Below are 22,087 nucleotides of genomic sequence, written 5' to 3' on the forward strand. Positions count from 1 at the left end.
AAAATACGTTGAAGAGGAGGCAGACTGAGCATGTCCCATTTTTTTTATAAGAGATCTCCTAGGATTATTAAGGAAACATCGGGAGAGGAAGTGGAAATTTTCTCCCCGCCCTCACTTCCTCAACCACCACAATTGAACATTATCTCGATTATGGTTCCCATCATGGTTACAGTTGCAGGTGGAGCGGCAATGATGACTTTTTACCAAAGTCGGGGGAATGGGCAATTTGTAACCGTACAGATGATTTCCCTCTGTATGATGGTTGTTTCATATTTTGTACCTGTACTGGTTCATTTCCAGAATAAAGCAAAGCATCGCAAGAAAATTAAAGATCGTGAACGTTTATACGACAATCACATTAATGAGAACAGGGAAACGCTGCAGAACTGGAAGAACGAATTGATTTTGAACTGGCACCAAACCCATTTGGATCCACAATTTTGTATCAATATGGTCAAGGAACGAAGCTCTTCGGTATGGGAGCGAATTCCGCAGGATTTTGACTTCTTGAAAGTCCGCGTCGGCATTGGAACCGTGCCAAGTAACTTCGATATTACGATACCTAAGCAAAATGGAGTCGAGAAGGATCCGATGCTTGAAAAAGCGAGGGAAATGACGGAGAAATTCACTACAATTACGAATGCTCCCGCCCTGTTGGACTTGAGTAAATATCGCATTATCGGACTTGTTGGCGACGAAGAAGAACTAAATATGTTCTGTCGTACTGTTGTGACCCAACTTGCGGCACATCATGCACCTGACGAGCTTAAAATGGCCGTATTTATGAATAAGATACAACGAGAAAATTGGGACTGGATGAGGTGGATTCCGCATGTGTGGAACGACACCCGTTCGGGCAGATATCTGTTCGAAGAACGTGGATATCAACCTCAATTGATGGAGCAATTATTTACGATGTTACAGCGTCGCCAATGGTTGAACAAGGGGGAGAAAGCACTCCCGTTTTACGTCTGTTTCCTGCCGTTCATTGAGATGCTAGAGCATGAGCCTATTCTTCCTTTGATGATGAAGAGCTCAGAGGTCATTGGTGTCTGCAGCATCGTACTTGCACCGAGCAAAGACGTTCTTCCGAAGGAATGTGAACTTGTTATTGATTTGCATTCTGCTGAAGGGGTCATGCGTTCAACGAATGTAACGGGGGGGGCCGCTGGCGATGCTACCTATGCCAAGCCTAAGGATGAGATTCCATTTGTACAACCCTTCAAATCAGATCAGATGACACTGGAACAAGCAGATCAATTTGCACGTCAGATTGCTCCGTATCGGATCAAGAGGAATTCTGCGGATGAGATTGTAAATGTACTGACGTTGTTTGAACTATTTGGAATACAGAATATCGAACAGTTTCATGTGGAAAACAATTGGCAGAAGTCACGTTATCCCAATACCCTTCCTTTCCCTGTGGGTGTTAGAGGGGGGAAAAAACCGGTTCTTCTGAACCTTCATGACAAGATCGAACGTAAAGGGCATGGTCCTCACGGACTCATGGCAGGGACGACCGGTTCAGGTAAAAGTGAAGTTATTCAATCCATTATTGCATCACTTGCGGTTGAATATCATCCCCATGATATGGCGTTTATGCTGATTGACTATAAAGGTGGGGGCATGTCTAATACGTTCCAGGAATTGCCTCACGTTATTGCCACAGTAACCAATCTGGAAGAAGAAGGATTAATTGAACGTTCTAAGGTTTCCCTTAAAGCCGAGCTTAAACGAAGACAGCGGTTATTCATTGCTGCTGGTAATGTACAGCATATTGACGAATATTATCTTACAGAGTGGAAAGATCGGGATCCTCTCCCGCATCTATTCATTGTCATCGATGAGTTTGCACAACTGAAAAAAGACCAACCGGAGTTCATGAGTGAACTGGTTTCCATTGCGGCTATTGGTCGGACATTGGGTGTGCATCTGCTCTTGGCAACCCAGAAACCAGGTGGCGTTGTAGATGATAAAATCTGGAGTAACTCCCGTTATAAAGTCTGCCTTCGGGTTCAGGACGAAAGTGATAGTCGTGAGATGATCCGAATTCCGGATGCTGCTCATATTACAAACCCGGGTCGTGGTTTTCTGCAGGTCGGTAGTAATGAAGTATTTGAATCCGTTCAATTCGCATGGAGCGGTGCTCCATATCGACCAGATCAGAGTATTACGCAATCTGACCGCAATATGTACGCTTATGAATTGGATGGTCGCAAGACCAAGTTAAGAGACCAGCTTGAATTGATTCAGGAAACAAAACCTTCTGAAGAAAAGACGCTCAGTAAAAAACAATTAAATGTTCTTATTGAGCATATCGCGATGAAAGCAGAACGTGAAGGTATTCAGCGTCTACCAGGTCCTTGGCTGGAGCCGCTGCCTAATCATCTGACTTTGGAAGATCTAGTTATCAGTTCAAGTGAATCAGGTAAAATTTTGAATCCGCAGGTTGGACTTATTGATGATGTAGTGAACCAAAGACAATTTCCACTTCGGATTGATCTGGAATCAGGACATTGGCTAATATATGGTATGCCAGGTACGGGGAAAACAACATTTATCCAGACCTTGCTCTATTCACTGGCAATGGAAACGACACCTAATGATGTGAATATCTATGCGCTCGATTTTGGAAGAATGCTGAAGGATTATACTCTATTGCCTCATGTCGCGGATGTCATTCAGGATGATCAGGAAGAGAAGATGAACCGATTGTTCAATTATCTGGAAGAGACCATTAGTAAGCGTAAAACGCTGTTTGCTGAAACAGGAGTAAAATCCAGATTGTCTTACTGTTCCGAAACTGGAAATACGCTGCCGGCCATACTTGTTATTATCGATAGCTATGTTAGTTTCCGAGGACAGTTCGAGAAGCTCCATGAGAAGCTGGATCCTCTGTTACGCGAAGGTCCAGGACTTGGCATTTACTTTGTGGCAACGATCAATCGGATTTCCGATATGTTGGAACGCATCCGCAGTAACTTCCCAAATGTTGTCTCATATATGCTTGCAGATGCAGGGGACTATAACTATGCCGTAGGAAGGCTGACCAAAGCACCAACACAGTTGCCGGAAGGAAGGGCCTTTGTGAAGGGAGCAATCCCTCCATATGAATTCCAAACGGCGTTATCCATTAATGCGGTGAATGAGTCTTCCCGTGCTAAGTTATTGCGCGAACAGTTTGCAGAACTTGATGCCACTTGTACGACTGCTAAACCAGAGTCCATTCGAGTATTACCTGAGGTCATTGCTATTCCAGAAGTGTTGAAAGATATTAATATTGTGTCTGATCCTACGCTACCCGTTCATATGAGCATTGATAGTTTGAGAATGTTGGGATGGGATATGGAAGCGGATGGTCCATATTTCATAGTTGCCGGAAGAATGGAATCAGGTAAAACGTCATTGCTCGTCACAATAGGATTGATATCAGCCATGAAGTATTCGACGGATGAGCTTGAACTGTATCTATGCGACTTTAGACGCACGCCTCAAGGATTGGGAGCACTGAAGGAATTAAATCATACGGTGGCATTTGCAACCAATGAGGCAACGATGGAAGAAATGATCGAAAATCTACGTACGAAACTGGAAGAGAGAGTTGCTGATCCAGATGAATTTGCTCCGAAGATGGTTCTAATGATGGATGATGTTGATTTCCTAGCTAAGCGTATCTCCAGAACGATCACAGGTCATCTGGAATACATCACCCGAAACGGACGAGAGCACGGTGTCTATATTATCGTTTCTGGGCAAGCCAATGCCATTAACCGTAATTATGATGAGTGGATGAAAGAGATTAAATCCGGTCAGATCGGTTGGTTGTTGGGTACGGCTGAATCTACAGATACTGAGCTGTTTAATATTAAAGTTCCTTTTGTCTCAGGTAGTCGAGTACTGCCGGATGGAGAAGGTTACTATATTAAGCGAAAATTCGTAAGTGTGAAAGCAGTACATGCATTTGCCAATGGGGTTGCTCAAGTAGAAGAACAAGTAGAGGAAATAAATAGAAACGCAGTTCTTGTCGTAAATTAAGTCATTAAAGGAAAAAAGACTCATAAATGAGTCTTTTTTCCCAAAAAATGTTTGGCAATTCACTAGTTCTTTGTATACAATAGTTAATGGGTAAAATTTATAAAAATGGTATAAAGGGGAAGATAAGAATGGCAAAGATTCAGATTACACCTGAAGAGATGGATAATGCTGCATCGAAGTTTGACCAAGGAGCGCAAGAAAGTGAGCAACTGGCACAACAGTTGAACTCCTTGATGCAATCCTTGCAAGGCGGATGGGAAGGTATGACCTCCCAAGGATTTTACAATAGATACGAATCCGATAAAAAGAACATGACAGTGTACGTTGAAATGCTTCGTGCAGTAGGTACAGAATTGAAATCCATTGCAGATCGCTTCAGACAAGCAGACCAACAGTAGTAGTTACATAAGAAGCCAGGTAAACTTACCTGGCTTTTTCTATATCCAGAGTATGAAAATGTGAGGTTATTCCTATGAGTTATTCAGTACATGCGACGGGAAGCACCCCCGCTCTACTAATCTATTTAATTGATATTAGCGGTTCAATGACACTTGAGCTTGAAGGGCAACGGAGGATGGATATCGTTAACGAGGGACTTCAGACGATTATTCGCCAGATCGTCTACCGATCAACGAAAGGATCAAAAGTGTCTCCTCGTTATCGAATCGCGATTCTTGCCTACAGTGATGAAGTATACGATCTACTAGATGGTGTTAAATCTATTGATCGTATTGCTAATCGTGGAAGTCTGCCACCGCTATACCCGAAACGATTCACAGACACGGCGAAGGCATTCAAACAAGCGGAGAAGATTATTCAGTCTGAGCTTCGTAACATGGAGCACTGTCCTGCCCCTCTGATCTGTCATATGACTGATGGCATTTACACAGGGGAAGATCCTGAACCGATTGTTGAACGGATCAAAACCATGTCTGTCCCTGATGGACAAGTGCTGGTCGAAAATATTTTTATTACAGAGGATGCTTCCACTAGCCGGATTCGCGATACACGAGCTTGGAAAGGTATGATGCCGGATTCCTTCGTGGTGGATCCCTATTCGGAGAAATTAAAACGAATGTCTTCGGTTGTACCTGAAAGCTATCGCGAAATGATGATGGAATCCGGATATTCGATTCAGAAGGGTGCACTTATGATGCTGCCTGGTACAAGTAAAGACCTAATTTCACTAGGGCTGCAGATGTCTGCTTCTACCCCGATGTAACCGTAAGGAGGAGAACACATGGATCGAACATTATTGACCTTAATTATTGATGCTACTGGAAAAAAGACAGATATAGAGCTACCTAATACGATACCTTTGCATGAATTACTTGAACCCATGCTCAAAGGATTAAATGAAGGTATGGCCCTTACGTTTCAAGCATCCAACTATCGCTACTATCTTAGCAGTGATGGAAGCGAGTGGAATAGCATGGACCTTCAGCAGTCTCTGGAGGATGTAAAAGCAATGGATGGAAGCTATCTGCGCATTGAGCAGGTTAACTCCTTCTCAACAATATAATTTCGAATCATTTTTTTGTGCAAAGGGGAGCAAGAATCGTGTTTCCACCTGATATAAATACAGAACTACGAATCAGAAACCAAGTTTACAGACTGGTCCAGCACCCTCAATTCGAAGGCATGCCTTATGGTCAGGAGGGCAGGGAAGGCACAGTATACAAGCTTATTAACAGCTCGGGAGAAAACAGTGCCTTGAAGGTGTTCCGCCCAGCCTTCCGACAGCCTTCTGTCATGAAGTTAACAGAGCTCATGGCAGGCCTCACAGTCCACTCGGGACTGAGCGTATGGTCACGAACGATATTGAATCCGATAGAAGATATGGAGTTGCTCGGACATTATCCTGAATTACTTTACGGTGCACATATGCCATGGATTGATGGTGTGACATGGAGTGAATTAATGCTTGGCCGAGAAGCGTTATCTCGGGAACAATCAATGAAATTGGCAATGGTTTTGGTATCTACCATGGCTGTATTGGAGCAAGCTGGCATAGCCCATGCCGACTTGTCAGCTTCTAATCTGCTGATCGTCAACTCTAATCAAGAGGCGGAGGACATGTCTGTTGAATTAGTTGATGTGGAAGGAATGTACGCCAAGCAATTGGAGGAACCCGATAATCTGCCAGAGGGTGCAACGGGATATACCGCAACTTTCCTTAGAGAGCATGGGGACTGGAGTCCTCTTGCGGATCGATTTGCTGGTGGGATCCTGCTTGCCGAGATGCTGGCTTGGTCGAGTACAGACATATGTAAGCAAGCGTGGGGAGATAGTTATTTTGATCCACAAGAAATCCAGCAACATAGTGAGCGCTATGTACTTCTTCAAGCGACGCTGGAGCAGCAGTATGGCCCTGAAGTAGCAGCGCTGCTAGACCGGTTGTGGAATGCAGAGCAACTACAGCAATGCCCAACCTTTGGCGAGTGGCAGATTGCACTGGCTTCAGCGAAGCAATTCGTGGAGCAAGAGGCGATTTCAACATCTGAAATGGAAATAGAGTTGGAGCAACCAGCAGAGGAATCTATTCACTTGCCGAGTGAGTATGCTGTTAACGCTTTGAGTCACGCTCAAGAGAATCAATTGGCACGTGCCCGTCAATTGGAACGTCAGGGGAATCTGACATCGGCCTTCTGGGAATATGGCAAGCTGATTGAGCAATTTAACGATCGTTCGCCATTTCATGTTGAAATCTCCATTGCCATGGAGCAGGTGCAAGAAGGCATAGATCAGACTGTTTTTAACCCTGAACCTAAGCATACCCTCGTAAAAAAAGGCTGGAATCAACTGATCCAGCAGAATAAACAGTCCACCTATGACCGTATGTGGATTTATGTAATAGGTGCTTCAGTTGGTGCGCTGGTTTTTGCACTGATTATTTATGTTATTGGTCTATTTAAATAGTGATTGAAGGAGTGCTTTATTTTGGAAAATGAATTAACGGAAGAGTGGTCATTCCAACTCTCTCCTGAAGAATTTTTCTTCTTGACTCAGTTGGTAGGAGTCCGTCATATAGCTAACTTTGATGATCCTTATCGCGGGTATCTGGCTAAGGAATTGGAAGCGGAATATAAGGTAATTGAAAAGACATTTGTGGAGAAAGGGTATCTGGTTCCGAAGCAAGAGGGGACTGGCTATGATATGAATGAAATGCTCGCCTATTGCATTGCTGCATGCGGCAGTGCTGATGTGATGCATGTGAGTAAGAAGATTGAAGGCACTGGGAAATTCGCAGGTCACTACTATTTCACTCCTCGAATCGTTGTTGAACAAACAGCAGATGAATTAGGAGGCATTGTCCTTGTTCCTGTGGCAGATGCCCAATTAACGTTAGAAGCTATGAAGGGGTTCTTTCCACTGACGCTTCAATATAAGAGTGCAGCCAAAAAGGCGGTCATCAAAGACTGCACGTGGGATCAATGGAATCAGCTTACCGAAGTAGACCGGCTTAATAGACTGGTTCAAGCAGGGCATACGGAAGAACAGGCAGAGCTTGCATTAGACATCTTCAGTAATGGGGAGCGCTCAGGCTCCATGATGTTTATGAAGAGGCATGGACTGATGTGGCATCAGGAGGATTATCACTATGCGCAATGGGGAGACAAGTTGTATCTGGCGGTTGAATTGACGGAGGGTACGCTTCAATTCCAGCCATACAAGCCAGCCATATTGAAAAAAGCATTATTACGATTTGCGGATCAAATCGAAAAACTAGATGGGAAAGGGGTCAAATAAATGGCAGACCGTATCAAAATTGAACCTGAACGTATTAAGGAGATCGCTACCCGATTTCTGGCCAGCAGTCAGGAAAGTATAGCTTTGTCCAGAGAGTTAAAGTCATTGATCGATGGAATTACCGGGGAATGGGAGGGGAAATCTCAAGAGCGTTTCTATTCCTCTTACAAAGATGCCCATGTTCAGCTGGAAAGTGTATCAACTGTACTGAAGGATGTAGGGGACGAGCTTAAAGCCATTTCCGAGAGATTCAGTAAGGCAGATTCAATAAAGTAAGGAGATGTACATATGCCAATTCGGCCTGACGTCGGTAAACTGCGGAGCATTGCCTCCAAATTACGCAGCAACAGCAACAAGCTGGAGAATGAACGCTCCAGTATTAATAGTAATGTACAGTCCATGATCTGGAAGGGTAGAGTGTATCAACACTTTATGGACGATTTCAGAGACACAACTCAGCGGATGAGGCAGACAGCGGATGAAATGGAACAATTCGCACGACGACTGGAAGCGTTAGCCAATCAGTTCATGCAGGAAGATCTTGAAGAAGAGCGCAGAGAGAGAGAACGCCAGGAACGTGAGCGTCAGGAGCGCGAAAGACAACGAGCGGCCGCAGCGGCAGCCGCTGCTGCTGCGAAGAAGAAATAAGGGGGAAGCAATGTGAAATTGGAAGTCAGCCTATCTGACCTGAAGCGGACCTCAAAAAGTCTGAACGGAGCCGCGGATGAGATGGGGGATCTGCGCGTGGATCTGAACCGGGCAATGAACAGCCTAAGCTATAAAACCCTCAGTCAAGGTGGGGTACAAAGTACGTTCACCCACCTGATGCGGGAACTGGACGGCTTGCAAAGCAAGCTGGAACTGTTGTCGGAGTTGACCCGCCGCAAACGAGAAGAATATGAACAAGCGGATCGGGAGGGCAAAAAATTCAACTGGGGGAAGCTGGCGAGCTTCCTCACCTTTGCATTGGGGACGGTGCTGGATTTCTTGCCTGTCGTTGGCAATGTGAAAGGGATTATTGAGGCCATCACGGGTCGGGATCTGCTCACGGGAGAGAAGCTCGCATGGTACGAACGAGGTCTCTCCGTGCTTGGGCCGCTGGGGAAAGGAGCCAATAAAGCGGCTTCGCTCTTTAAATATGCGGATGAAGCTATGGATCTGACCGGGAAAGCGGTGAAGCATGTGGACGACGCTGCAGATGCAGCAAAAACCGTCGGTCGCAACGCCGATGAAGCGATCGATGCGATCCCGACCAGTCCGAACAAGGCAGGAGTGCCCGGGAACTCGACCCGAGAAGCCGGGGAGGATATTGCCGGAGCGACGCCGAAGTCGACCAAGGCAGGCGAAGCCCCCGCAGGCTCCAGGGATACAGGTGACGCGCCGATGACGAGTAACAAACCAACGGGCAAAGCAGACGATGTGCCAAGCGATGCCGGGTCCACACGCCACGATACGGGACTCACCGATGCCGAGAAAGCAGCGGCTGCAGCAGGAACGGCGGCAGGAACGGGCTCTGCAGCGGCCGCTTCGATGATAAAGAAGACACCCGGAGGTAGCGCTCCGAAAGGCGTAGATGCGCCAGGGGCGCCTAAGTCGAAGGATGTTAATTCTTCGCCGCATCAACCATCTACAGGGCGAACCACCGAAACGCAGAATCCTCAGAAATCACATGCAGAAAGTAAAGTGGAGGACCCGATTCACGCAGCGACCGGTCATCAATTTATGAATCACCGTTTGCTGACGCTGCACGGAGCAGCCGACTGGCCCTTTACCCTAATCTACCATTCGGGACTGTTGCAACGGGGAGAGCTAGGCCCGGCTTGGACACATCAATATGGTCTGCGGTTGGACATCATTCCAAAGGATTCTCAGACCGAAGTCGAAGCTAGTGATGCATTCCAACCCCTCGTGGATGTCTGCTGGACACCGGGACGGAAAAACCGATTTACACACCAAGGGGACGGCCTTTATCGCAGTGATGACCTGGATGTGAACCATGACGAGCTAATCTACACCGAGCAGTGTTGGCTCTATACAGCCCGTAGTCCGCGCGAAATGTACCAATTCGATCTCAATGGCGTACTACTTCGCCACACCAACAAGGACGGACTGTCACTTGATCTGGTCCATGATGAAGAAGGAAAACTCCAGCAGTTGCAGGACCGGGTCATGGGACGTGTGCTGACACTGGACTACACCGCGGAAGGAAACCTTGCCGCGGTCAGGGATGCCTTGCGTGAAGCGACATTTGGCTATGATAGCGCAGGATTCCTGGTGCGTCTAACCGAACCGGACGGTACAATCACAGAAATGACCCATGACGGCGAAGGGCGTCTGATGTCGCTGAGCGAAGCCGGCGTTGTTCAGTTTACCAATACCTACGATGAGAAAAACCGAATCATTGCGCAAACCGACCCATCCGGTGCAGCAGGGCGGATGGCATATGATACCGAGAGCCATCCGGGTCAGACGTGGACTACCGTGACCAATCGGCTGGGTCAGACACGCACCCTCGTGCACGATGACGCCTTGCAGCTCCTCGAAGTGCATGCCGAAGATGGCGGTATAACTCGATACACCTACACGCCGCAGGGACAGATGGAAAGTGTCACCAACCCACTGGGCGAAACAACAACGTATGTCTACGATGAAGAGGGACATCTGATCCGCGAAATCGACCCACTGGGTCATGAAACGGAATATCACTATACTGCGCACCACCAAGTTGCGCGCGAAACGGATGCCGAAGGTGGCGTAACCCGCTACCAGTACGATGAACAACAACGACTGGCCGAAGTGAGCCGTCCAGATGGCAGTACAGCCAAGTGGACCTACACCGAAACCGGACAAACGGCTACGTACGAGGACTTCACGGGAGCCATCTGGACCTATGCCTACAGCGAGACAGGCGAGCTGCAGCATACGCTGGATCCGGAAGGTCGACGTTTACAGATTGGCTGGGATGAAGCAGGCCGACTGGTCGAACTGACGGATGCCGCAGGAAGTGTGAGTCGCCGGAGCTACGATGGCGCAGATCGCCTGACATCCATCACCGACCCGCTAGGCCTCATGTGGCAGACCGTGTATGATGCCAGTGGGCAGCGGATTCGGGAGACCCGTCCGTCTGGGGCCTCCATGCAGTATACGTATACGCCGAACGGTGAAGTGGCGAGCATCACCGATGCGCTCGGTCACACTCGGCAGTATACCTATGATGCCGAAAACCGCCTGATCACCGAAACGAATGCGCTCGGTGAAGCCACGCAGTTATCCTATGACACCGCAGGTCGATTGCAGACCGTGACCGATGCGTTAGGACACGTCACACGGTATTACTATGACGGTGCGGGACGCTTGGTCTCCGTCATCGATGGCGAAGGTCGAACGGTCCAGCAACTGACCTATGATGAGGCAGGACGCCCCGTGGCCTGGCAGGATGGACTCGGCCACATGACGCGACTGCGGTTCAATGCCCTCCATCAACGCGTCGAAGATACCGACGCGGATGGTCATACCCGTCATTATCGCTACGATGCCGCGCACCGCCTGACCGAAGTTATCCAAGGCGAAGGCGCAGATGAAGTGACCTATCGTCAGACATGGGATGGGGAAGATCGGAATACAAGTTACACTGATGCCAGTGGAAACGAGACCCGTCTAACGTATGACCGCAGTGGTCGCTTGTTGCAGGAAACAAATGCGGCAGGCGCACGGACGGCGTATACGTATGATGATCGCGGCTGGCTAAGTGCCAAGCTGGATGCCAAGGGACAGGAAACCCGCTACGCGTATGATGCCGCAGGCCGCCTGATCCGTGCCACGGATGAAGCGGGAGAAATCGTACTGACCTACACGCCCGATGGACAAGTGGCGCGTGTGCTCGAAGCTGAGCAGCATGAGGAACGAACCTACGATGCGGCAGGCCGATTGCTCACCCGAACTGATGGATTTGGCCATCTACTGCAATATGCGTATGATGCGGCGGGCCGGATGACGGCAATGACCTACCCGGATGGCAAAGTGGTGCAGTATCGCTACCAAGCCACAGGTGAGCTGGCTGAAGTGAAGGACTGGAATGGCCGCCTGACCCGGTACCGCTATGATGCAAGCGGGAAGCTTATCGAGACTCGGCGCCCGAACGGCAGCCAGGAGCAACGGGAATACGATGCCGCAGGCCAACTGACTCGCCTGACGGATACGAGTGGACAAGGCATTCGTTTACAGCAATTCAAGTACGAATACAGCCCAAGCGGCTTGCTGCTGAAGGAAGAAAACAAACAGTACACGTATGATACCTTGAAGCGCCTGCGCAGTGGCGCCGAGCCAGGACGTGTTGTACACTACACGTATGACCCATCCGGGAACCTGACAACCGAACAGATGGGGACATCTGAAACGGAATACACGAGTACTTCACCAATGCAGCATCTGCACTACACCTGGGATAACCGGCTTCAGCGGGTAGGGGACTATCCCGTCGAGATCGATGCCAACGGGAATCTACTGTATGCGACCGATGGTAGCACGGCTTCCGCTTACGAATACGATGCCCGAAACCGTCTGGTGAAGGCAGGCAAGCTGAAATATCGCTACAACCCGCAGGGGGACCGGATTGAACTCGCGCAGCGAGGGCAATTGACCCGCTATGTCATCGACGATGCGCATGAACTGAGCCGGGTGCTGATGGAGCTGGACGGGGAAGGGCATGTGAAAACCCGTTACATCTATGGTCTGGGGCTAATCGGATGTGAAGATGCCGACGGAACGTATCTGAGTTACCACTACGATCTACGAGGCAGTACGATGTTGCTAACGGACGAGCAGAACCGGGTGACGGATCGCTACACGTATGGATTATATGGGGAACTGGAGCAACATGAAGGAGTAACCCAGCAGCCATTTGCGTATAATGGTCGAGATGGGGTCATGACGGATGCCAACGGTCTGTATTACATGCGAGCACGGTACTATGATCCGAAGCTGAAACGGTTCTTAAACCGAGATGTGATCCGTGGAGAGATTCAAGACGGGCAGACGTTTAACCGGTATGCGTATGTGAACGGGAATCCGGTGAGTTACATTGATCCGTTAGGGTTGATGAAGTGTGAGACTGCCGATCCCTACGGTGGATACTACGAGCGTAAAGCTCAAAGAACAAATGATTACAATAATAAAACAGGAGATTGGACACCTTCTGCAAAAACAACTCCACCGAATGGACCTTATCGTACTGATAAGGAAGCAGAAGTTGCAGCCAATATTCTAGGTTTTGAAAAAACTACTGGGGGCAGAGCAAAAGCAGCAGTCTTCTATTCAAAAGAAAAGGGCGTATATATAACAAGAGATATTCCAAGGCAGAGTACAGGAAGTACTGATAATGGTGGTGTATGGAAAGTTGCTAAAACGATAGAGGACTTGATGAGTAGAGAGACTAGATCAGGGACTTATGACAAAAATTTAAATCGTATTGGAGATTGAAAATGGATTATTGGCAAGTTAGAAAATATCCTCCCATAAAAAAGGGGGAAGAGAAAAAATCAAAAATACCTACATGGACCTCAATAATTGATATAGGTCAGTATTATGAGGGGAAAGAATTTACAGCAGAGGATTACTTATTTACTGAAGATAAGTATGTTGAAGCGGTGAAAATCTATACTAGCAGTATCCAGGTTCATGAATTGGAGATTTATTTAATAAATAAACTAAAAGAAGAGCTCTTCCTGGGACATACACTGAAATATCCGGAATGTTATTCTGCAGAAATAATAAGTTTATATTATTCTCTAGTAGATGGAGCTATTCTTTCAGGTAAACAAATTGAGCATATTGTTAGATTGGGTATGAGAGAAGATATTACTTGTCAACTGAGATGCGGAAATGAGTTCTTCCTGAATTTCACCTATGATTATTATATGGATATAGGAAGTTCAATAATCTGTGAGGATGCAATAAATCAAATAAAGGAAACAGGTTTATATATAGATTTATGGGAATGGCCTTATCAAGACAATGTATGGGATCCATCTCCGAATTAGGATTCTCAACTTGGTATAGGGACATCCATAAACGTAGGGGACACTCTCAAAAAAACGTGCCCCTACGTTTACTTCATATGATTAAGTATTGGCACAGCGAGTGATTGGAATGAGCAAAACATTCGCAAAACTTCGTTTAGATGCAAACTGACTCTACCTCTTAACATTATTATGAAGTAAACTTAAATTTATTTAAAGCGTGTCTTCGAACAGTTTAAATGGTGATAAATGGATTATATATTAAATGAATACTCAATACGAATAAAAGAGACACAAGATAAAACTTTAGAATCAGGTCGTCCGTGGAATCCATAATAAGGAGGCGACATATATTGGCTTCATTCGTTTTGTTACTTAAGGAAATGGAAGATGAGGAAAAGGTTGTTTAAAAATTTGGTCCGAATGAGATTGTTATGGGGAGAATTGAATTAAATAAAATAACGAGGAAGTTTGCCGAATTAGACCCGATTCCTGACCCGAACTTTTTAACAAAATTTTATTTCGATAGAGCAGCACAAAGGTTATCAGTTTGTTTCATTAGGGAAAATGGACATTTCCCCGATAGAACTACATTTGAATCTTAATGTTAATGAAAACCTTGATTGACTTCGTGCCTTTCAAGGTTTTTTTCATTTGGTGGGGCTACCCAGAGCCGAATGAACTTATCATCCACCGAATAACACAAATACATCATCCCTTTCGCTTGTACGCACATAAGAAGCTTTAATTTTATAAACCTAAATAACGAACAGGTTGATTATGGTAAGAGATCACCATGATTGACCTGTTTTTTGTTAAGTTCGCTTTCTTACGTTTTATTCAATTTACTCGCAACTTTAGATTACCCTGTGGCGATAGTGAGGGAGAGGAAACCGCTTTAGCTTGAGGTGGTGATAGCAAATATGCTGAAATGCTAGAAAGATTCTTAAATAAGTAAAGGGTGATAGATGTGTCCATAAAAGAAGCGATGAATCAATATTTTTTATTAAGGAAGTCCCTCGCTGAAGGAGGATTAGATTTTTTATTTAAAACACCATTTGATGAAGACGTAGATTCTCTTATTTATTCTGGAAAAGTTGACGAGGATGATTATATCTCTTGGAGACCTGTCGAAAAAAAAGAAATTTATGATTTTAGCTCACTAGAAGAAAAATTAGGCATTAGAATGCATGTATCTGTCATTGAGTATTTCAATTCGTATTGGTTTGCAGATTTAGATGGTTTTATTACTGACCATTATATAAAACTAGAGTCTGTACTGCAAACAACAGATATAGAATCGTACTTCAACTTACTTGTGGGATACAAGCGCAACCATGATAACAAACTCGAGCACATTCCTATAGGGATAGAGGGTAACGGGCTTATTGTTGTGGTTGATAATCAGAATGGGTTAGTCAAACTTGAGGATTTCGAACGAAAATCATTTGAAGTAATTTCAGAGGGCATTGAGCAATTAATTGTAACTCTACGATTACAAAAATAAATATTCAAATTATCATTGTTTGCTCTTAATTAAGTTACTTGAGTCTTGTAAAAAACGTGCTTTCGGACAAATGGAATTAAGTCAAATCGTTAGAACTTTTATCGAATAGGCAGACAGAAGAAGGACATCCAGGCTTGTTGGAGAAATTGTGTTTACCAAGACCAAAATTTTCAGATAAAGGGGATGTCTCACTCTTATGCTATCCCTCTACCTGCCCATCGTCAGTCTATAATTATTTAATGAATGCTGCCGATTTTGTGAGGTGAATCTCAATTGCCAATTTAAAACTTTATTTTCTTTAGAAAATTGGTATTCATATGACAGGGTATTAGGGGCAAACTCCCTAACAATTTAATTTGGATATCCAAATTCAGTGCTTGCAGCAACATAAGACAGCAGTTTCATGTTCTATAATAAATAACCTGCCGAGAAAAAGCTGTTTATCGGCAGGTTATTTACGTTGACTTTTTGTTGCTACATTAATATACTTGTTGTGGACACGAAAAAGTGGGGTGAAGCAATGTCGTCCAAAAAGATGGGGCGTCCACCGTCTGATAATCCCAAAAGTGAATTGATTCGAGTACGTGCAGATCAAGAGGTTTTAAGCAAGTTGGATGCTTGCACCGAAAAGCTCCAAACGACCCGTTCCGATGTTATTCGCAAAGGGATTGAAAAGGTGTATGACGAGCTCCAAAAATAAAGAAGGAAGCGGCGCGTCCGACGAAGAACAATGCCACTTCCTATCCCGCAACCGCTTTAATAAGCAGACTGCATAAATATCCTACCATGTGCAGGAATCTCATTCAAGCGATGCGATGATAATAAATGGGAGGATGAATATGAAAACCATATTGGAAGCCCTGTACCGCGGACAAATTAACCCCGATGGGGTGATTGTTCCATCTCAACCAGAATACCGTTCAATAAGCAGACAAGTGGCTGCGCAGACGGAGCAATGGCGTGAAAGATTAGGAGAGGAAGTATTTCGTGAGTTAGAAGAATATTTCGATCTGTGTGACAGCGCAGATAGTATGCATGTGGAAGCTGCCTTTCTACATGGGTTCAGGCTTGGAGCGAACCTTGAGGTAATGGGCAACAAGGAGGCGTTGGTTCCTGATGCAACTTTGGGCATGCCATTATGACGATAATAATGATATTTTGACGGTTGTGGATTCGGATGGAATCATTTACCGCTATCCTTGCTATGAAATTGGGAATTCAATAGAAATGCATCCAGCGGCGCGTCCCTGTTTAAGATGGATGTAGGAAATTGAATCCTATGCATTTGCGGAGCTTGTCATTCAAGGTGATATGAAGCAATTTGCCAAGGAGTACAGTAGAGAGCATCTAAAGCAACAAAATGACATGGAAGAACAGCTTACGGTTCATTTCCAAGATAAGACCTATGCTCAGGCGATTGCCAGAGAAATGATGATGTACCGTGATTAGATGAATATTAATTATGAGAAGTGAATGTAGCAGTAGCCTTCAGCCTATCTAACGGCAAGTTGGGTAACGTTGAAGGCAAGATGCTGCTTGTTCGCTTCTCTTTTTTCTCGGCTGGTAAATGTCAAAAGCAACACAAAAAGATTCTCTTGTGTTGTGGCAAGCACTGTATTTGGTCTCCCAAATTCGCTTGTCAGGGGTGCTCCCCTGATACCCCCATCGTTTTCACAGTATTTTTCTATATGATATATGACCAGTTTAACCACAGAGATAATGCATTCTCATGGAGATATATTTAAAAAAATGCTAGAAAGCTAGGAAGCATTATATGTGGATCAGGGGTATTTACAAGGCTGAATAAGTCTTAATACCTATGAATAGGCAATGTGTTATGGTAAAATATTCATGAAACTAGAATGGGATATATTGCTTAGTGAACTATTTTATTTAAATAAGTCCTATATATTTGATGATAGCAAAAAAAGTAGATTCAAGGAAAGGTACATAGGCATGAAGGATTTTACAGGAAAACAATAAAAATTGGAGCGTGAAAGATTTGAAAAAATTAACACAACTCATATTAAGCGGTGCATTGGTAATTGGAATATTCCCTTTCACCGGAAACACCAGTCAAGCAGCCGTTGTCTCATTCAAAGATGTCCCTACGACCCATTGGGCAAAAGCATCCATCGATGCAGCTGTAGAAAAAGGCTACTTCAAAGGATATAGTGATGGCACGTTTAAGCCCGGAGCAACAGTGACGCGCGCAGAATTTGCAGCATTGCTAGCCCGAGTGGCTAAAGGGACGCCGGATACGGAGCAAACTAATGTGTTTAAGGATTTGACCGGGCATTGGAGTGAGGCAGAAGTTAATCGTGCGGTATCCTTTGGTTTTCTGAAACCTTCGGATTATCCGAATGGGTTTAAGCCAGGCACGGCTTTGACACGAGAGGAAATGGCGAAGTGGCTCAGCTCAGGACTTGCAGCTCAGGATGAGGATTACAAGCAAGCGTTGAAGGACACAGAGAATACGCTAGTTCCTGTGGCAGAATATTACAAGGGCGGGTTAAAGAAAGCAGCATATCCCTATGTTTCGGTGGTATTGGGAACTGGATTGATGGCGGGGTACCCAGACGGTACGTTTGGTCCGGGGAAAACAACCACACGAGCAGAGGCGGCTGTGATTTTATCCCGTTACGAACAGGTACAGAAGAGTAAGGCAACTTCGTATAAAGATCTGAATGAAATGCGGGAGGTAGGTCTGACAGGAACGAATCTGACTTCTGCTACGCCATATGTATACGGTTTAAAAGCTGGAACAAACATCGTTAATAGTTTCGATAAGGTTAAAGAGAAACCAGTCCAACTGCGTAATAATCTTGGAGTAGCGACTTTACACCAGATGATTGTTGTGGATGCCCTTTCCAAAACAGATATAAATAATTTGTATGGAAAAATGTTTATAGATAAGGAATATTCATACCCTGTTCTGAATGATTATTATACTGTTTTTATTGAATTATCTGTTACTCCTAGTGGCGATAATTTAAAGAATCTTACATTTAGTCAGGCTATTGCTGATAAATTGACACCTGGTAATAATTTTAGTAGTGGGACAGTTGGACAATATGGAATAGTAAATCTACCTGAACGAGATTTCATCACATCAGGATTTTTTAAAAAAGGAGTAACAAGAAAATTTTGGATGATGACTATGTTGAATAGAAAACATGGAGGGCCCGCTGGAAGCAATGGTAAAACCATTGTGATTGGTGAAGATATAGCTTCTTTTCATTTGCCTATAAAGTTTTAAGGAGATAATTTGGTGAGCCTAATGAAAGGTATGTATAAAGTCAGTATATTATTTTGCTGCTGGATTCTAGTATTTCAACCTGTCACCGTATTCGCAGCTGATGCTGAGAGCCAGAGGGTTGTTGCTGTAAGTTCTGATGCTGAGGATCAAGAAGATTTTAATCTCTTACCCAAGCCCGTAGCCTCACCAGATGGACCAACTGGTTATCAAAAAGTAGTGAATATTGTTGAAGGAACTAAACAAGCTACTCCTGGGGTTTATTGGTTCCAAGTAGATAACGGAGATTGGGTAGCTGAAGCTTCTAATGATAGGATAGTAGCCGATAATCAAGGTACAAGAGCTGATCCTGCCCCAGTAGTAACGGAAGTACCAGATCAAATTGAGATGTCTGGTAAGTTGGAGTACCTCCCTAATACGTACACTGATCAATATGGTAATTCAGTAAATCAAAGTAAAATTATTGATCCTCATATCGCAAAAGTTCAATCAACTGAATTACAAGGTATAAAGTCTGTTATTAAAAGTCTTCAATTAACTTCATCAAAAACAGGTGTGAAGATAGTATCGAAAACGGGAAGACTAAATTCAGAGCTATATAAAGCTGAGTACAACGATAAATATGGAGAAAATACAGATCACGAACCTAAGCATAAAACACTGTATCATACACCCCTTGATATCACATGGCGAGGAAAACTTGTTGAGCAAAAGAAAATTCGTATCACGGGAACCCAGAGATTGGCTATAAATGAAGAGGCTTCTCTTAAAGGAGAAGTTGCTACGATGAACTCTGGAGATACTGATTACGGAAATTGGATAGATATTTCCACTCGTTCTGGTGTGGTATGGAAATCGGATCAGCAAGGCATAGTGGATGTTAATTCCAGTGGAAAGATTAAAGGGGTAAGCCCGGGGACGGCAAAAATCTCTGTACGTTGGAAAAGCGGCGATCCATATCAATATGATCTCATTGCGTACTTAAACGTGACCGTAGGAGATGGCCCGACCCAGCCTGAACCTGGTGGAGTTGCAGGTTGTACATATACCATTAATCCACCGAATGAAGTAGCCTCACCACAAACTGCATTTATGGACCCGGGGGCTCAAGGACATATTCTGGCGGATGACCCAACCAACGGCATTCTTTTTGATGCGACGCGCGGGATACCGACCTCGGAGCACCTGTATGCCAATACGTGGGCGATGAACTATTTGTTCCAGCATACCTTTGGCAAGCAACAAGGCACGATTACCTATGATTGCACTGCCGACATTACATATGTTCGCACCTGGAAGGTGGAGCAGCCTGACCTGCCGGGACCGAATGGGACGTCCATCCCGCAGGAAGATACCGAGGATTCGGATGAAGTCCCGGTCCAGTACAGGTTCAGCTTTGACCGAAACTATAGCTATTGGAAAATTAATAACGTCGAACTTTATTCCATAGAGCAGGCCGAGATGGAGAACTATGCTCTCCCTGATGGAAGTCGGATTATACTCAGGCCACAGGGGTATGCACCGCCGGACTTGGAGATGGAGCACGACGAAGACGTGGAGATCCATGTCATGCCGAAGGAAACAGGAGAAATTAGCTATGTTCCCGAGGTACTAGCGACTGAGGGGTACGAGCCTTTAGACGTACCTGATGATACGGAGTTACTGAAAGGGATGGCCGAAGACCAAACGGGTCCACCCGATGTGAAGAACGATGCGCTCGACTTTACCTGGGAGGGTTCGACGACAAACGTCATGGATGGCAGCACCGTCGTTGAAAATGGACCGGATCCGACGCAAATCCCGGCACCAACGAAGATTGGCTCGTATAAAAATACCGGGGAGCAGGTGCTGTATGAAGATCGGTTGTTGATTCCCCGGACACTTTTGAATAAAGCGGATACGGAGTCCACAGGGGAAATCCAATATGCCCTCCATCCAACCACCTTGGGAGGTAGTGGAGGAAAAACCTTTCCAGTCGATCCGATCAACACTGTCACCGTCCATACCCCAGTCGTGAACTACTCGCTCGTTTCGGATGATCAGCCGCATAACCAGAAAACGGTGCCGAACATGAGTCGGTCCGCGCTCATTTTGGAGCGACCGTTCACAGTTCGCATCCCGACCAGCGGACAACATCTGGATGCGAGATCCTATCCAGGATATGGCGATCGGGATTACGCTAAATATTATCGGATTAAACAAGTCCGGTTTCCTTTTGACGTGTACAGTGCCGACCGAACGCAATTTTATCCGCGAAACACGTGGATCGATGTTCAGGTACCGGTGCTGGATACGACCTTCTATCTACCCGTGTGGGTGGATGAAGGAGACTACCAGGTGGAATTCCGGAATATCGCTGAAAATGCCCCGTCGCATTTTAGTACCGAGCCGGAGATCGACGCCCAGCCCGATGCCAACACAGACCTGTACTATCACGCCGCTTCGGACGAAGTATCTGTGGAGGTCATTGGGCGACTATATGACTTTGAGATTACCGATATCGCCGACTATAACTGGGAGCTGGTCTTCCGCCGTTTCAAAAATAGCCTTGCGCCGACCTGGATCAGTTACTGGACCGGCACGCAGGATATCGATGGGGACAAGCGGGGGAACAAACCGCAGTTTACCGTCCCAATTCGTCCCGGCAGTCACCCCCTGCAAGGGTACCAGAATGTGGCGGTGAAGACGGGATATCACTTCAAGTTTGATTTTAAAACAAAAGGCAACATGTTTGGCCCGCGAGATGGTATTCGTCTCACACCAACCTTTGACTTTGTGAGTAAGGATGGCCGTACGCGTGTGCCCGTGGATCTGTATTACTCTACCAACCAACGGAACTTTATTCGCATCGGTTCGACAGAAGATCAAGTGAAGCGGTTCGTGATTTTGAATGATCGGCTACGTCAAGTTCCGTCCGAACAACTGCGAGATACAGCGACGTACAAATACAACCGATATGGTGAAATCCATCCGGGGATGATGAGTGAACGAGCGTATCAAGAGTACTATCGAGACAAGTTCACGAAAATGAAAACTCCGGTAGGTGGATATAGCCTGCTCTTGATGCCAGAACAGTTGCGGACATTTATCGGTCCGAAAACGAATATTCCAACGACCGCCAGTGCCGATGTACTGCGTGCGAATGCAGCCATTCAACAATGGTACGGGGAATACAGTCTACCTGCTGAGCCCTATGTGGTACAAGCGGGAACAAACTTGGCTGAGTATGGACGTACGCACGGCGGATTGGATGCTAAATCGCCGATCTTCTTGAAGGATGGGTATATCGTGGTGAACTTCAACTTCGAGTCCATTCGAGAGGGAAATCTGGCGGCACCGCATCTGCAATATATCCATGCCCCACTGATGAATCAATGGTTGCTGGAAGGATTCCAGCGTGAGGTAGAGGATAGCTACGGAAACAGCTTTACGTTGCGGGACGGAGACGTAGTCTTTTACCATGCGGATCGCTCCAGCCGGGATGATTTCAGTGCGCAGGTACCGCACTAGTTTCAGATGTAG

At 45.7% G+C, this 22,087-nt stretch carries 16 protein-coding genes and 1 pseudogene; all 17 read left to right on the plus strand.

Annotation, left to right across the window (positions count from 1 at the left end):
- The first annotated feature begins 30 nt into the window (after positions 1 to 30).
- Positions 31 to 4,035, plus strand: coding sequence for a type VII secretion protein EssC (gene essC, locus ACDJ59_RS00360; protein ID WP_413407258.1), 4,005 nt, complete (start codon positions 31 to 33; stop codon positions 4,033 to 4,035).
- Positions 4,036 to 4,163: 128 nt separating this feature from the next.
- Positions 4,164 to 4,433, plus strand: coding sequence for a WXG100 family type VII secretion target (locus ACDJ59_RS00365; RefSeq protein WP_017692347.1), 270 nt, complete (start codon positions 4,164 to 4,166; stop codon positions 4,431 to 4,433).
- A 74-nt stretch (positions 4,434 to 4,507) separates the two neighbouring features.
- Positions 4,508 to 5,257, plus strand: coding sequence for a vWA domain-containing protein (locus tag ACDJ59_RS00370; RefSeq protein ID WP_145153652.1), 750 nt, complete (start codon positions 4,508 to 4,510; stop codon positions 5,255 to 5,257).
- 18 nt (positions 5,258 to 5,275) lie between these two features.
- Complete coding sequence (locus tag ACDJ59_RS00375) at positions 5,276 to 5,557, plus strand: EsaB/YukD family protein (RefSeq protein WP_076210973.1); 282 nt, start codon at positions 5,276 to 5,278, stop codon at positions 5,555 to 5,557.
- Between the two features lie 38 nt (positions 5,558 to 5,595).
- Positions 5,596 to 6,954, plus strand: coding sequence for a protein kinase domain-containing protein (locus ACDJ59_RS00380; RefSeq protein ID WP_413407259.1), 1,359 nt, complete (start codon positions 5,596 to 5,598; stop codon positions 6,952 to 6,954).
- A gap of 21 nt (positions 6,955 to 6,975) precedes the next feature.
- A complete protein-coding gene (locus tag ACDJ59_RS00385; protein ID WP_017692351.1) occupies positions 6,976 to 7,785 on the plus strand; it encodes a hypothetical protein in 810 nt (269 codons plus the stop codon).
- Positions 7,786 to 8,061, plus strand: a complete 276-nt coding sequence (locus ACDJ59_RS00390) for a WXG100 family type VII secretion target (RefSeq protein WP_150364197.1) — start codon at positions 7,786 to 7,788, stop codon at positions 8,059 to 8,061.
- A 12-nt stretch (positions 8,062 to 8,073) separates the two neighbouring features.
- On the plus strand, positions 8,074 to 8,433 hold the full coding sequence (locus ACDJ59_RS00395) for a WXG100 family type VII secretion target (RefSeq protein ID WP_145153643.1): 360 nt from the start codon (positions 8,074 to 8,076) through the stop codon (positions 8,431 to 8,433).
- Positions 8,434 to 8,445: 12 nt separating this feature from the next.
- Positions 8,446 to 13,263, plus strand: coding sequence for an RHS repeat-associated core domain-containing protein (locus ACDJ59_RS00400; protein WP_413407260.1), 4,818 nt, complete (start codon positions 8,446 to 8,448; stop codon positions 13,261 to 13,263).
- A gap of 2 nt (positions 13,264 to 13,265) precedes the next feature.
- Positions 13,266 to 13,823 carry a hypothetical protein gene (locus ACDJ59_RS00405; protein ID WP_339257303.1) on the plus strand — a complete coding sequence of 186 codons (558 nt, stop codon included), beginning with the start codon at positions 13,266 to 13,268 and terminating at the stop codon, positions 13,821 to 13,823.
- Positions 13,824 to 14,155: 332 nt separating this feature from the next.
- Positions 14,156 to 14,407 (plus strand): annotated as a pseudogene (locus ACDJ59_RS00410) (hypothetical protein).
- A gap of 383 nt (positions 14,408 to 14,790) precedes the next feature.
- Positions 14,791 to 15,309, plus strand: coding sequence for a SecY-interacting protein Syd (locus ACDJ59_RS00415; protein ID WP_413409677.1), 519 nt, complete (start codon positions 14,791 to 14,793; stop codon positions 15,307 to 15,309).
- A 520-nt stretch (positions 15,310 to 15,829) separates the two neighbouring features.
- Entirely contained in the window at positions 15,830 to 16,009 is a 180-nt protein-coding gene (locus ACDJ59_RS00420) for a CopG family transcriptional regulator (protein WP_339257299.1), read from the plus strand.
- 139 nt (positions 16,010 to 16,148) lie between these two features.
- Positions 16,149 to 16,451, plus strand: a complete 303-nt coding sequence (locus ACDJ59_RS00425; protein WP_413407261.1) for a DUF6809 family protein — start codon at positions 16,149 to 16,151, stop codon at positions 16,449 to 16,451.
- Between the two features lie 169 nt (positions 16,452 to 16,620).
- Complete coding sequence (locus ACDJ59_RS00430; protein WP_339257295.1) at positions 16,621 to 16,758, plus strand: hypothetical protein; 138 nt, start codon at positions 16,621 to 16,623, stop codon at positions 16,756 to 16,758.
- 544 nt (positions 16,759 to 17,302) lie between these two features.
- A complete protein-coding gene (locus tag ACDJ59_RS00435; protein WP_413407262.1) occupies positions 17,303 to 18,568 on the plus strand; it encodes an S-layer homology domain-containing protein in 1,266 nt (421 codons plus the stop codon).
- A gap of 21 nt (positions 18,569 to 18,589) precedes the next feature.
- The gene (locus ACDJ59_RS00440; RefSeq protein WP_413409679.1) at positions 18,590 to 22,075 is read left to right on the plus strand and encodes a DUF5704 domain-containing protein; all 3,486 of its coding nucleotides are present in this window, start codon (positions 18,590 to 18,592) and stop codon (positions 22,073 to 22,075) included.
- Positions 22,076 to 22,087: the final 12 nt, after the last annotated feature.

Source organism: Paenibacillus amylolyticus, assembly GCF_047302515.1.
Classification (GTDB): Bacteria; Bacillota; Bacilli; order Paenibacillales; family Paenibacillaceae; genus Paenibacillus; species Paenibacillus amylolyticus_G.